Below are 13,892 nucleotides of genomic sequence, written 5' to 3' on the forward strand. Positions count from 1 at the left end.
ATTGTGAACCCAAGGATCCGAAAAACCCGGCTTCAATTTAACAGGGAGCAGGTTGAGGATATTCGGGTTGAAGGGCATGGAACTCAGGAAACAGGTGGAGCTGATATGGTTGATTTAAACCCTCAACATATGATTGATGAGGTCAAGGATAATATAAAAACCGGGGATGCGCTGAAGACAAGGCTTGTTCTGGAGCAGATTGAGCATGTCGATGAAAAGACAAAGAAAACGCTGATCTATCTTCTTTCCAGGGCCGAGTTGGATTTTTCAATCCCCCTCTTTCTCTACCTGTTGACTGAAAAGGTGGAGGTTGCCGATGAAATGCCCATTATCCGGGAAACTTTTCTCAGCCAACTTCTGGCCTATCCGGAAAAGCTGCTCGAATTTCTGGCTTCTCCGGATATAGGGGATAAGACTGAGCTGATCAAGGTGGTGGGGGAACTCAAGTTCGAAGAGGCGACTCCGATCCTTCTGGACATGGTTGCGGAATCGGAAGATGAGGCCCAGATCCTGCTGATTATAGAGACGTTGGGTCAGATCGGTGATCCCGAGGCCATCAACACACTGACCGACTATCTCTATGCCGCCAACCGTGAACTGATAATGGCGGCTGTGCAGTCTCTCGGCCAGGTGGGAACCCCTACGGCCATGCACCGGCTGGCTGAACGGATGGGAACGGACAATGAGATAGATTTTCTGATTCTCTCCATCTTTTCTGAAGTGCAGGACCAGATTTCTCTTGAAAAGCTCAATGACACCATCCGCTCCAAATATGCCCATATGCGGACCTATGCCAAGCAGAAACTGGTGGAGATCGGACCGAAATCAGTGCCGTACCTGATAGAGAATCTGCTCCACGATGACCCGGATTTTCTCATTCATACCTTGAATGTGCTGGGGGAAATCGCCGATGAGTCCGCCATTGTTCCCATAAGAAAACTGCTCTCCAATGAACCGAAGAGCGCCAATGTGCGTTTTGCCGCCTACGAGGCCCTGGCACTTCTTCCTCTCAAGAAAGGTGCCTATACCCTGACTGCTGGTTTAACGGATGTGGAGGACCATGTCTGTGTGGCGGCGGCCAGGGCCATTGACCGGAATTTTTCACCGATCCTCGGGGCGGGTATTAAAAACCTGTTGCGGGGACCGGAAGAGGAGGCCCGGCATATAGCAAAAATCATTGTCAATGCCCAGGTGGACAATGTCTTTATGAACCTGGCAGACGACGAGATCTTTCAGGAACTGGCGCTGATTTATCTGCCCCATACCCATAAGGATATCCGGGAGCATTACCACAAGCTGCTGCTGGATGCCGGGAAAAATGAATTCGCCAGAAAACTGGTGGGTGAAGATGAGGCCGGAGTCAGGCCGAAGGTCGTGGCTGTTGATGATTCCAGGATGATCCTCAATATTTACAAGGCCACCCTCCATGAACTGGGGTACGATCCCATTCTTTTCGAGTTTCCGGCATCAGCCCTGGAATGGCTGGAGACGGAAAAACCATTGATGGTGCTGACCGATCTGAACATGCCGGCAATTACCGGAGTACAGCTGACTGAAAAGATCAGGGAAAAATACTCTGCGAAGCTCCTGCCGATTATTATGGTAACTACCCAGAATGAGGCGCAGGATAATGAGGCCGCTTACGCGGCTGGAGTCAATTCCATCCTCCACAAGCCATTCAATGCCAAGACTCTCGGTGCGGCTATGGAAGATGCATTGAAGCAATAAGGTTCTTCATTGTATTGAAATGGGCTCCCACTGTTTTCGGCCTGTGGGAGTCCGAGCCGAGAACCAGCGGTATTTTCCTGGAAACTGCCATTTCCAGAATCGTGCGGGCAGGAAACTGTTCTCCCCTGATGGTCATCCCGGATGTATTCAGTTCCAGGGCCATGCCCTGTTCCTTCACCCTGTCAAGCAGGTGTTCTATTCTGTCCATCTGGTTGTGGGTGGGGTGGATATCAGGCAGGAACCTCATTGCAGCGTCCAGGTGGCAGAGTATTGTGCCGGGCAGGGTTTGAACTGCTTCAAGAAGAGATTCGAAATAGAGAGTCAGGATTTCTTCTCTTTCGTACAGGGCCATCTTTTCAACACTCTCTTTCTTGCGACTGAACAGATTCAGGTGTTCTTTACTGTCTTTCATTTTCACGAAATGACAGGAAATGCCGATTTCGGCCCACTGGCGGCTCTTTAGACGTGAGAGCAGCTGTTGCGCGGCGGCGGGGTTATACCCGCATTCCACTCCCAAGCCGATTTCAATTCGTCCCCTGTATTTTTCCTGCAGTCGTCTGCCTTCCTTGAAAAAGAGGTCAAAATCGTCTTCAGACAGCCAGGTGCAATGCGCAGCGCTGATCTCCTCTTCCATGTGTTCGAGAAAGACCAGGCCGTCGAGGTTCTGCTCGATGGCCGCCAGGACATACTCTTCCATCTCTCCGGTCGCGTGGCCGCAAAAAGAAGTGTGAACATGACGATCAGTTTTATAATCCAGTGGGAGTTTCTTCTCAGGATGGTTTGTTGTCATGAAGGGTTTTCAGGCATTGCCCCTGGGGAAAAAATGGAGAACACCGTCAATTTCAGAAGTGTCACAGACATGGCCGAGCTCCATTTCCAGATCAAGATATTCCTCTATACCTTCAATCTTCAGTGAAAGAGCAGGGCCATCCGGCAGATGATAGACAACGGTACTGACGGATGAGAGGTCTATGGGAGGAGAAAACAATTTCATGCAGTGTAATCCTTCATGGTGGGTTCACCATCAATATATCTTTTATTTCCTGTTCAGTATCAATGGACAGAAGCAGGGTACTCCGAAATGATATGACATATACGCATTATTGATCAAAACTGCAAGAAAATAAAGGGTATCCTTCTACGGCCGCACGAAGAGTAGGAAAAATGGGAAAAATACATTTATCAGAAAGCACGATTTTCAGATAAAGCCATGGTCGAACCGTTGGGTGGCGGGTACTGTTTTAAATTGTTTACACTTTGAGCAGGGAAGTTTAATATACACAGCTTGTGGGGAAATGGTGGACCCTTCCATGTAATCCATAATGGAGAACTTGAAATGCAGGGTGCCCGGGTGGGTACCGACATTTTTTATATATTTGACAAGGTGATGGAATGACAGAGAAGAAAAGTGCAAAGGAGAAGACTATTTTCGGCAAGGAAAAGAACCCCTCCTCGATTGAACCCAAGAAACTGAGCCTGGACAGCTACTTGAAATTCCGCTGTCATCCGGGTGTAAAATGCTTTACGGCATGTTGCGGCGGCATCAAGATCGTGCTGACCCCTTACGACATCCTGAAACTGACACAACGGCTCGAAATTCCGGCCCATGAATTTCTGCAGAAATATACCCAGCCGACCTATCTGGAAAAAACCGATATGCCCGGAGTAATGATTAAACTGCGGGAAGATGATAATAAATGTCCCTTTGTCACTCCGGACGGTTGCACGGTCTATTCGGACAGGCCCACCGCCTGCAGATATTATCCTGTGGGAATGGCTGACTTTCATGAAGGCGGCAGTCGGGACAGTGACGGCAACGAAAATACATCAGCTGAAGAGAAATTTTTCTTCATTGTCCGTGAGGACCATTGCAAGGGTTTTGAAGAGGATAAAGAATGGACCATACGGGAGTGGCGTGCCGACCAGGGCGTTGATGTTCGTGATGAAATGAACAAGGAGTGGCTGCGGTTGGTGATGCGGCGAAAATCTTTCGGTATCCAGGCGAGTCTCTCGGAGCAGGCAAAGCGCATGTTCTTTATGGCCTCAACCGACCTTGCAACTTTCAGGAAGTTTATTTTCGAGAGCACCTTCCTTGAAATTTATGAACTGGACGAAGAGACCCTCAAAAAAATTAAGGAAGATGACGTGGAACTCATGCTCTTTTCCTTTAAATATCTGGCTGCAACGCTTTTCGGCGCCAAGGGGTTGAAGATGCGCCCTGAAAAAGTAAAAGAGAAGGTGGAGCAGATGAAGAAACGCCAGGATGAGGCTGTAATACAGTCTGTAAAGGAATACGAAGAGCTGAAGACAGAAATAAAAAAGGCTAAGGCTGATACCGGAGTAGTTGAAAAGAAGTAACCCGTATTTCATACCGTTTGAACACGGAAGACGGCAAAGAAAAAGGCCGGGTGGTTGTGAAACCATCCGGCCTTTTTCTGTTTTACCTCACAGTTCTATCCCGCGTTTTTCAACCGGGGCTATCCCGTGGGCTATTCTTCTTCCTTTTCAGGTTCCAGGGCAGCAGCCAGGCTCTTGATAAATCTCCAGCTCTTGGTCACGTCCTTCTGGGATTCGGCCATCAGCTCATCTGCCTTCTTGGGATTAACCCGCTTGAGGAGACGATAACGGTTTTCACCGAGTGCGTATTCCTCAAAACTGATGGTGGGTTCCTTGGAATCAATGATCAACGGGTTTTTGCCCTGGGCTTCCAGGTCAGGATTGTACCTGTACAGGGTCCAGTGACCACAGGCAACCGCCTTCTTCTGCTGCTCAAGTCCCAGTGCCATATTGATACCGTGGTTGATGCAGTGGGCGTAGGCGATAATCAGGGACGGTCCGTCATAGGCTTCAGCCTCGGCGATGGCCTTGATGGCCTGGGCCGGATTGGCGCCGATACTGATCTGTGCCACGTAGACATTGCCGTAGGTGGCAAAGATCATACCCATGTTTTTCTTGGGCATTTTCTTGCCGCTGGAGGCAAACTGAGCGGTTGCCGCCCGCGGGGTGGACTTGGACATCTGGCCGCCGGTATTGGAATACACCTCGGTGTCGAGAACAAGAATATTGACATTTTCACCGGAGGCGAGGACGTGGTCAACACCACCATAACCGATATCATAGGCCCATCCGTCACCACCAAAGGCCCATACCGATTTCTTCACCAGGTAGTCGGCGAGATAGATGAGGCGCTTGGCGCGGATATCCGCGGTTTTTTCCAGGATTGCTTTCAGCTCTGCAACACGGGCACGCTGTGCTTCGATATCCACCTGGGTAACCTGCTCTGCCTCAAGAATGGCTTTCGCAGTATCTTCTGCAACCAGACCAGCTTCAACAACACTGTTTAACAGTTCATCCGCCTGCAGTGTCAGTTTGTTGACGGTGGTACGCATTCCTGCACTGAATTCTGCGCCATCCTCAAAAAGAGAATTAGCCCAGGTGGGCCCACGGCCGTCTTCCCGTTTACAGTAGGGGGTGGTGGGCAGGTTGCCACCGTAGATGGAGGAACAGCCTGTGGCATTACCGATATACATTCTGTCACCAAACAGTTGGGAGACAAGCTTGATATAAGGGGTCTCACCACAACCGGCACAGGCGCCTGAGAACTCGAACAGGGGCCGTTTCAGCTGACTGCCTTTCACCGTGGCGACATTGATATCAGCCGGATTAATCTCGGGCAGGGAGAGGAAATAGTCCACATTGGCGGACTGAACTTCCTTCAGTTCCTCGCTGTTGGGGATCATCTCCAGGGCCTTGGTTTTGGCCGGGCAGACACTGACGCAAAGGGTGCAGCCACAGCAGTCTTCGGAAAAGATTTGCAGGGCAAATTTTTGTCCTTTAAAGGCTTTTCCGACGGCATCTTTTGACAAAAAGCTTTCGGGCGCGTCCTTTAACTCGGGAACAATCTTGATTCTGTTTGCAGCATGGGGACAGACCAGGGCGCACTGTCCACACTGGATACAGTTATCAGGAATCCATCTTGGAACGGAAACAGCGATATTACGTTTTTCGTACTGGGTTGTTCCCGTGGGCCAGGTACCATCCGCCGGTATCTGGGAAACCTTGAGTTCCGTACCTTTTCCTTCAATGATCTTCGCCGTGACTTCCTTGACGAAATCCGTTGCGGTCTCGGGAACGGCCGGTGGAATTTCATGGCCGTCAACCTTGTCTCCGAGGGGAACTTCGACGATATTTTTAACGGCACCGTCAACGGCGTCGTAGTTCATCTGGACAACCTTGTCGCCTTTCTTGCCGTAGGTTTTCTTGATGGCGTCCTTGATGGCCTTGATGGCCTCTTCTTCGGTGAGAATGCCGGAGATCAGGAAAAACGCGGTCTGCATGATCATGTTGATCCGGGCACCGAGCCCGAGGGCCAGGCCGAGAGAGATGGCATCAATAATATAGAACTTGGCCTTCTTGGCAATCAGATCCTGCTGAACCTTCTTGGGCAGATGTTCCCACACCGTATCCTTGTCATAACTTGTGGTGAGCAGGAAGGTGCCGCCCTCTTCCAGGTTGCAGAGCATGTCAACCATGTCAAGGAAGGTGAAGTTATGGCAGGCGATGAAATTGGCCTTGTTGATCAGGTAGGGTGCAACCACCGGGTTCTTGCCGAAACGGAGATGACTGGTGGTAATGGAACCTGATTTCTTGGAGTCGTATACAAAATATCCCTGGGCGGAGTTATCGGTTTCGGTTCCGATAATCTTGATGGTGTTTTTGTTCGCTCCGACAGTACCGTCTGAGCCGAGGCCGTAGAACATGGCCCGGTAGACATCGTCGCCCTCGATATTATAGGAAGGATCGTAGTCGAGGCTGGAGAAGGTCACGTCATCATTCGGTCCCACGCAGAACTTGTGCTTGGGAGCCATGGCTGTCATGTTATCGAATACGGCCTTGACCATGGCCGGTGTGAATTCGGCGGAACCCAGTCCATAGCGTCCGGCGAGAATAATCGGCGGATAGATGGAGCTGTTGGTTTCGATGGCCTCACCAACCGCCGCGCGAACGTCGAGGTAGAGTGGGTCACCCGATGCTCCCGGTTCCTTGGTTCTGTCAAGCACGGTAATACGCTCAACCGTGGACGGCAGGGCATTGACCATGGCCTTGCAGTCAAAGGGGCGATAGAGGCGGACGATGACCATACCCACTTTTTCTCCCTGGGCAACCAGGTGATCAATAGTGGCGGCAACGGTTTCGCAACCCGAAGCCATCATGACGACGACATTTTCCGCATCCGGGGCACCGTGGTAGTCAAAGAGATGGTATTGTCGACCAGTGATAGACGCGAACTTGTTCATGGTTTCCTGGACAATTGAGGGAACCGCGTTGTAATACTTGTTGACCGTTTCCCGGCCGGTGAAGTAAACATCCGGGTTCTGGGCGGTTCCGCGAATGACTGGATTGTCAGGGGAGAGAGCACGTTTTCGATGTTCGAAAACGAGTTCTTCGTCTATCATTTCCCGCATGTCATCCTGGGTCAGCTCTTCAATCTTCTGGATCTCGTGGGAAGTCCGGAACCCGTCGAAGAAATGAACGAAGGGAATACGCGAGGCCAGGGTGGCCTGGGTCGAGATCAGGGCCATGTCCATGGCTTCCTGAACATTCTGGGAGCAGAGCATACCCCAGCCGGTCTGCCTGGCGGAGTAGATGTCGGAGTGGTCTCCAAAGATGGAAAGACCCTGGCAGGCAATGGCCCGTGCCGTCACGTGGAAAACGGTGGGGGTCAGCTCGCCGGCAATTTTATACATATTGGGGATCATCAGCAGCAGACCCTGGGATGCCGTAAAGGTGGTACAGAGAGCACCCGTGGTCAGTGAACCGTGAATGGAACCGGCAACACCTGCCTCGGATTGCATCTGGTTGACAACGGGAGTTGTTCCCCAGATATTCTTCTGCAGGGCAGCCGATTTCTGATCTGCTTCCGCGGCCAGCGGAGTAGATGGAGTAATGGGATACAGCGTGATCACTTCACTGGTGGCGTAGGCGACGTGGGTGCAAGCCTGGTTGCCGTCTATGGTTACCATCTTTCGCGACATGATTTTATCTCCTTTGTTGTGACTGTTGATGTATGCCTGTTGTATAAAAAACCTGCGAGATTTTAATGTCCGGAATCCTGAAATTGCATTTTTTGCTGTCTGCAACGACGGATTTAGGTTAAATATCTAACCCGGCAGGGGGTGAATAGTAACAAAACCGTGACGGATTCAGGTGCATGTCCTGCCATGGAAGCAATATCGAGTGATAATAGTACAAGACACACAGAATTACAACTGTTTCAGAGTCGCTACTATAGGCGATTTCAGGCGGCTCTGCAATGGAATGGCAATGAGAAATGTTGATTGGTTACATCAGTAAAACAAATCGTAACCTTTTGACTTTGTGTGCCGGCAGTATACCGGCTTCCTCAAGAGGGGTGAAGAGAACTGCAGGATTGAGGTGAGAGATTTAATGTCGGGAGCTGGACAGATGTATACCATTCAGAAACCTTTACTGGAAAAACTGCTGGAATACCTGGGTGAAAGGGGCGATTTTGTCTTTCTGGACACATCACGACCGGATGAGGAAAATCACCGATCCATACTCTTTACCGAGCCGCTTGACAGGAAAGTGTGCAGATTCGGGGATGATCCCGTGTGTTACCTGCGGGAGCTGCAGGGGCACTGGAAGAGGGATATTACCTGGCGGGCTGGCTCGGTTATGAATTCGGGGCCATCCTCGAAGCCGATATAGATGTGGAGAAAAAGCCTCGCAGCCGGGGAGCCGACCTGCTGGCTGACTTCGGTGTTTTCAGAAAGCCCTGTCTGTTTGACCATCTCACGGGAGAGCACGATCTGCCCACTGTCGAGTCCCCGACAGTAAATGAGGCCGGCTACACTGTCACCAATCTCCGTTCCAGCATGGAGCAGGATGAGTTCGTCCGGGCCCTGGGCAGGGTGCGGGAATATATCGGGGCCGGGGATACTTACCAGGTCAATTACACCATGAAGCTGCACTTTGACTTCGAAGGGTCGCCGGAAAAACTCTACCTGGATCTGCGCCGCAACCAGTCGGTTGCCTATGGCGCCTATATCCGCAGCGGCGAGGAGAGAATGCTCTCTTTTTCTCCTGAGCTTTTTTTCAGAAAAGATCCCACCCGTATCACCGTCCGGCCCATGAAAGGCACGGCGAAAAGGGGCAGGAATAGAGCGGAAGAAAAAAGTTACGCCGATTATCTCCATCACGACGGTAAAAACAGGAGTGAAAACGTGATGATTGTTGACCTGCTGCGCAATGACCTTGCCCGGCTGGTTCACGGATATGGCCGCAGCTCGGTGGATACCGATTCTCTCTTCGATGTGGAATCCTACGAATCCCTGCTGCAGATGACTTCAACGGTTCGTGCCCGCACCTCTGATTTTGCCATGGGAAAAATCAGCCTGGTGGATCTGTTCAAAGCTCTTTTCCCCTGCGGTTCCATCACCGGTGCGCCGAAGATCCGTACCATGGAGATAATCGATGAGCTGGAAAAAGAGCAGCGCGGGGTATACACCGGTGCCATCGGTTACCTGGCTCCGGATATGACCGGGGCCTTCAATGTGCCCATCCGCACTGTCCGGCTCTGGCGGAACAGTGGAGAGATGGGGATCGGTGCCGGAATCACCTATGATTCCGATCCGGAGGATGAATGGAGAGAATCCCTGCTCAAGGGCCGTTTTCTGACCCATTCCCAACCGGATTTCTCTCTCTTTGAAACCATGCTCTGGCAGCCGGAAAGCGGTTTCCTGCTCCTTGAGGAACATCTGGCCCGGCTGGCCTTGAGTGCCGGATTTTTTAAATTTTCTTTTCATGGGGAAATCATTCGGGACCGGCTGCAGGAAACAGCGGCGACCTTTGATGATTCCACCTGCAGAAGGGTCAGGCTGGTGCTGAAAAAGGATGGCCGAATCGACATAACCCAGGCCGAATGTGAGGCGCCCCGCAGAACATCCCTGCCTTCCCTCCCGGTACAGGAAGACGGCCTGGCGTCAGTTGCTTTTTCCGATACGGTAATCAATTCGGAAAAAATCTGGTTCTATCATAAGACTACCCACAGGGAGATTTTTGACACGGCTTATAAAAACGCGGGAGAAAGGGGCTGTTTCGACCTGCTCTTCTGCAATGAAAAAGATGAAGTGACTGAAGGGAGTATCACCAATCTGGTTCTTTATGACGGGGACCGTTACCTGACTCCTCCCCTTTCCTGCGGCCTGCTGGATGGTGTGATGCGGAAAAAGCTTCTTGCCGATACCTCGGTGAAGTTGCGGGAGAAAATCATCACAAGGGAAATGGTACGCAAAGCCGAAGCACTCTTTGTCTGCAATTCAGTCCGGGGTGTAGTGCAGGTACGACTGGTGGAAGACTCCAAGGTCAATGAACAAGCCCGTCATCTTCGGGGCTGATCTGTACCGGGGCGATGATGAGGTTGTGTTCCTCTCCCAGAATTCTGACCAGGGTCATGAAGGTGGAAGGCAGGGGTATTTCACGATCCTCATCCAGAATACCGAATTCCTTTGCCGCAACAAGAATCGGGGAGCTGTCCTCTCCCTCCTGATGGTCACAGAGCACCTGGATCCTGAGAGCGTCGGTTATTCTCGGACAGAGACGGGGCAGTTCATCCTTTAAGCCGAGGAGCTCTTGTTCAATGATTCCCCACTGCTCCTTTCGGAAATGGGCAAATTTTTCCGCGGGATTCCGGGTGCCAAACAGTTCATTGGTGATGGAGCCGGTCAGCATGGAAAGAAACTGCTCTTCCTTCTCGGGATATTTCCGGGTCAGTACGGTTTTCAGTTCCTTGAAAAGAACCATCTGGACGACAGCTACCCCTTCACGCAGGACAGCAATGAGTTGTGATTTCTTTTCCGGGTTGTTTTTTGACATATCTGAAGAGTTTGGGCTGAAGACCATATTCGGGCAGCCTCCTGGAGAGGTACTAGAGAACCAGCTTAACAACCGGGCTGGCTTTCAGGGATTCATAGATTGCCAGCCTGCTTTCTTCACTGTGAACCGTCAGTTCGGCGTTCAGGCTGTGATATTTTCCGCCGGAACTGGAATGGGAGTGGCTGATTGTTACGGACAGGGTTCCACAGGCGTCAAGGATGGCGTCTTTCAGCAGGGAACAGTCCTGACCGATCACCTTATATACCCAGGAACAGGGGTATTCAATTTCAGGTCGTCGAGGTTCTTTGCAGGGTGTTTTCATTTACTTTATCCCTGATCACTTACCTTCTTTCTGCAGTCGGCAGGTTGAAAGGTTGAACACAATGCTGCTGACTGCAGAAGGGTAAAAAAATCATTATAATTTGAGTTTCAGCTCTCATAAATAATGACTGGTCTTTCAGCCGTCAAGGGAAAAAGAAGATGGGCCTGACTCGTGATGGAAGTTTTCCATTGTTTCCGTCATTTCATGAGTCTGCCCGACCTTTTGTTTGATTTTTCTGATATCCCGAATGTATACTGTTATCAGTAAAATTCGAGGTCGTTAGGGATTCTGGTAATCGTACCATATCTTCAGGTTGGTTGGATTTCCTGGGAGATCAGCCAGTGTTAAGGAGTATTATGTCGGATAAGCTGAAATTCATCGATAAAAATGAACTGGAAGCTGCACTGCGCGAAAGTGAAGCCCAGAAACAGGCCATAACCGATGGATTTACCGGCGTGATGATCTATTTTGACCGCAACCATCGGGCTCACTGGTTGAACAGGACGGTGGAGGAGCGGTACCCGAATTCCCGCGGCAAACGCTGTCACGAGATTTTTTGCATCAAGACCTCATCATGTAAAGACTGTGCCTATCAGCGGAGCATCAAGACAGGGCGGATAGAGACGAGTACCATAGAAACCGGTCTGATGGGGATAGACGGGCAGGAGGTTGTTTTCGAAATCACCTGTTCTCCTGTTAAAATCAGACCGGGTGAGGTTTCCGGCCTGATTGTCATTGCCCAGAATGTGACTGAACAGTACCGGCTTGAAAAGCAGTTGCGCCACACCCAGAAAATGGAGGCTATCGGCACTCTGGCAGGTGGTGTGGCCCACGATTTCAACAATGTGTTGACACCCATCATGGGTATACCGAGATAATCCGCCTGAAGATGAAAAGGGATAATGCCGTAGATCCCGCCGTTTTTTCCTACCTGGATGAAATTCTCAAAGCGGCCAAAAGGGCCAAATCGCTGGTGGAGCAGGTATTGACTTTTTCCCGCTCAAGCGAGATGAAAGAGAAACTGCTGCATATTCATCCCATCGTCAAAGAGGTGATGAAGCTGATGCGGGTGACCCTGCCCAGTACAATCGTCATTGTCGAAGAGGTGAATGAAAACTGTGGACGGCTGCTTGTGGATCCGGTCAAGCTGCACCAGGTGCTGATCAACCTCTGCACAAACTCGGCTCACGCCATGGAGGGAATGCATGGGGTGCTTACCGTCAAGCTTGACGAGGCGGAGACGAGCAAGGATGGCAGGGAGTGGCTGGAACTCAGTGTCAGCGATACCGGCACCGGCATTGACGAGGAAATCATTGATCGGATTTTCGAGCCCTATTTTACCACCAAGGAAAAAACCTACGGTACCGGCATGGGGCTGGCTATGGTCCATGGCATCATCAACCGTCAGGGTGGTTATATCAAGGTGGAGAGTGAAAAGGGCAAGGGCACTACCTTTCGCGTTTTTCTGCCGCTGGCGGACAAGGTTGACCCGATCGAGCGGGTGATGCACACCGGTGAGCTGCCCAGCGGGGTGGGGCGTATCCTGCTGGTTGATGACGACAGCCAGGTCGTTCAGGTTACAGGAGAGATCCTGCGCTCCCTGGGATATACCGTGGTCGGCACGGTTTCCGCCATGGAAGCGGTGGATAAATTTGCCGGAGAGTCGGATAAATTTGATCTTGTTATAACAGACCTGACCATGCCGGAACTGACAGGGCTTGAGGTGAGCCGGAAAATAAAGAAACTTCGTTCCGATATCCCTGTTGTTCTCTTTACCGGCTATTCGGACCAGGTTTCAAAAGACGCGGCCATGGAAGCCGGAGTGAATGAGTACTGCATGAAGCCGGTGTCCATGCGCAATCTTTCCGTTGTTGTGGACAAACTGCTCAATTCGCTGGGATAAAACCGGGTAAGTATTTTCTTGTTGTATCAACCATTGTGAGAGCCATAACCCGCATTTCTTAACAGCTTGGGCGGCGTCAGGTTTAAAGTTCCCGGAGTCTTCGCTTACCTGGTAGTAAATTATAAACGAATATTCACTTCAGAAAAAAGGTCATCCATCACCTCTCTTCCGAGATATCTGCAATAATTTTCTGTAGAGTTTCAATTAATTCAGGAATCTTGTTTTCACACACCCAGTATATTTCTTCAGCGTCAATATCAAAATAATGATGTGAAATAATATCTCTCATGCCCTTAGCCCGCATTTCTCATCAGTTCAGGCGGCGTCAGCTTCAAAGTTCTCGACAATAAATTATAGTTACCTATATTTATTGTCGATATACTGCAGAAGATGGCGTCGCCTGGACTGACCTTGGGGGAACATTGTGTAAATTTTGTTCAATTACTGAAAGTTGACTAATTATTTGTATTCTACAGTTATTCTCAAAATTGACACAATGTTCATGAGAAATGCGGGTTAGCACCTTTCCAGTCCACTTGAGGGTATGCCTTTAACAATGTACTGTCTGTTATTTTATCAATTTTTTTCAGACTTTCCCCAATTGCAATCAATAACATACAAATGGCATCAAGTTTTTCCAATCCTCTTTCGCTGTTTGTGAAAAAGTCTACAGAGTCAACAGTTTCAAAACGTTTACTCACCCGTTTACTCGCTTCCAGTATTTGCCTGAGAATATCAAGAAGCATATTATGATCAAACATAGAGCGCCTCTTTCTCAATTCTCCGCTGTAAGCTCGGATTCATTTTTTTACGTAGTCGGACAATATCTACAGAAAGGTGGAGTTCTTTTTGTAAATCATCTTTGATGTGGACGATATTAAATAAGTTTGGAGTCTCAGTTTGTAGAACAATATCAATATCACTCGAAACGGTTTGTTCATTTCTTGCAAAAGAACCGAATATGCCCAGTGCCACAAGTCCATATTTTTCTTTATTTAATTTTTTATATTTTCTTAGTATTTTTAATACTTCATCTCTATTCAT

Annotated in this window: 14 protein-coding genes; 6 read left to right on the forward strand and 8 right to left on the reverse strand. The window is 49.9% G+C overall.

Annotation, left to right across the window (positions count from 1 at the left end; translation table 11 throughout):
- Window positions 1–105: 105 nt before the first annotated feature.
- The gene (locus LO777_RS03595; RefSeq protein WP_228856195.1) at window positions 106–1,728 is read left to right on the forward strand and encodes a HEAT repeat domain-containing protein; all 1,623 of its coding nucleotides are present in this window, start codon (window positions 106–108) and stop codon (window positions 1,726–1,728) included.
- Here LO777_RS03595 and LO777_RS03600 read toward each other — a convergent pair.
- Both LO777_RS03600 and LO777_RS03605 read right to left on the reverse strand, forming a co-directional pair.
- Entirely contained in the window at window positions 1,703–2,518 is an 816-nt protein-coding gene (locus LO777_RS03600) for a histidinol-phosphatase (RefSeq protein ID WP_228856196.1), read from the reverse strand. The genes LO777_RS03595 and LO777_RS03600 overlap by 26 nt on opposite strands.
- Window positions 2,519–2,527: 9 nt before the next feature.
- On the reverse strand, window positions 2,528–2,722 hold the full coding sequence (locus LO777_RS03605) for a hypothetical protein (RefSeq protein WP_228856197.1): 195 nt from the start codon (window positions 2,720–2,722) through the stop codon (window positions 2,528–2,530).
- 398 nt (window positions 2,723–3,120) lie between these two features.
- Between LO777_RS03605 and LO777_RS03610 the strand changes: the two genes are divergently transcribed.
- Window positions 3,121–4,086, forward strand: a complete 966-nt coding sequence (locus LO777_RS03610) for a YkgJ family cysteine cluster protein (RefSeq protein ID WP_228856198.1) — start codon at window positions 3,121–3,123, stop codon at window positions 4,084–4,086.
- A gap of 131 nt (window positions 4,087–4,217) precedes the next feature.
- On the opposite strand, the gene nifJ is transcribed toward LO777_RS03610, so the two are convergent.
- Window positions 4,218–7,763 carry a pyruvate:ferredoxin (flavodoxin) oxidoreductase gene (nifJ, locus tag LO777_RS03615; protein WP_228856199.1) on the reverse strand — a complete coding sequence of 1,182 codons (3,546 nt, stop codon included), beginning with the start codon at window positions 7,761–7,763 and terminating at the stop codon, window positions 4,218–4,220.
- A gap of 412 nt (window positions 7,764–8,175) precedes the next feature.
- On the opposite strand from nifJ, the gene LO777_RS03620 reads away from it, so the two are divergent.
- Window positions 8,176–8,457 (forward strand): hypothetical protein, encoded by a 282-nt coding sequence (locus tag LO777_RS03620; RefSeq protein WP_228856200.1) that lies wholly within the window; start codon window positions 8,176–8,178, stop codon window positions 8,455–8,457.
- Entirely contained in the window at window positions 8,361–10,145 is a 1,785-nt protein-coding gene (gene pabB, locus LO777_RS03625; protein WP_228856201.1) for an aminodeoxychorismate synthase component I, read from the forward strand. The genes LO777_RS03620 and pabB overlap by 97 nt, the downstream gene beginning before the upstream one ends.
- Here the strand turns inward: pabB and LO777_RS03630 are convergent.
- Window positions 10,114–10,623 (reverse strand): hypothetical protein, encoded by a 510-nt coding sequence (locus tag LO777_RS03630; RefSeq protein WP_228856202.1) that lies wholly within the window; start codon window positions 10,621–10,623, stop codon window positions 10,114–10,116. The genes pabB and LO777_RS03630 overlap by 32 nt on opposite strands.
- A gap of 52 nt (window positions 10,624–10,675) precedes the next feature.
- Entirely contained in the window at window positions 10,676–10,945 is a 270-nt protein-coding gene (locus LO777_RS03635; RefSeq protein WP_228856203.1) for an HP0495 family protein, read from the reverse strand.
- Between the two features lie 356 nt (window positions 10,946–11,301).
- On the opposite strand from LO777_RS03635, the gene LO777_RS03640 reads away from it, so the two are divergent.
- Together LO777_RS03640 and LO777_RS03645 are read left to right on the forward strand one after the other, a co-directional pair.
- Entirely contained in the window at window positions 11,302–11,823 is a 522-nt protein-coding gene (locus LO777_RS03640; protein ID WP_228856204.1) for a PAS domain-containing protein, read from the forward strand.
- A gap of 11 nt (window positions 11,824–11,834) precedes the next feature.
- Entirely contained in the window at window positions 11,835–12,848 is a 1,014-nt protein-coding gene (locus tag LO777_RS03645) for a hybrid sensor histidine kinase/response regulator (protein WP_228856205.1), read from the forward strand.
- Between the two features lie 157 nt (window positions 12,849–13,005).
- On the opposite strand, the gene LO777_RS03650 is transcribed toward LO777_RS03645, so the two are convergent.
- The 3 genes from LO777_RS03650 to LO777_RS03660 form a co-directional block, all read right to left on the reverse strand.
- Window positions 13,006–13,137: a HepT-like ribonuclease domain-containing protein gene (locus LO777_RS03650; protein WP_228856206.1), complete on the reverse strand. Its 132-nt coding sequence runs from the start codon at window positions 13,135–13,137 to the stop codon at window positions 13,006–13,008.
- A gap of 211 nt (window positions 13,138–13,348) precedes the next feature.
- Entirely contained in the window at window positions 13,349–13,609 is a 261-nt protein-coding gene (locus tag LO777_RS03655; protein WP_228856207.1) for a HepT-like ribonuclease domain-containing protein, read from the reverse strand.
- Window positions 13,602–13,892 carry a nucleotidyltransferase family protein gene (locus LO777_RS03660; protein WP_228856208.1) on the reverse strand — a complete coding sequence of 97 codons (291 nt, stop codon included), beginning with the start codon at window positions 13,890–13,892 and terminating at the stop codon, window positions 13,602–13,604. The genes LO777_RS03655 and LO777_RS03660 overlap by 8 nt, the downstream gene beginning before the upstream one ends.

The sequence above is a fragment of the Desulfomarina profundi genome (genome assembly GCF_019703855.1).
GTDB classification, from domain to species: Bacteria; Desulfobacterota; Desulfobulbia; order Desulfobulbales; family Desulfocapsaceae; genus Desulfomarina; species Desulfomarina profundi.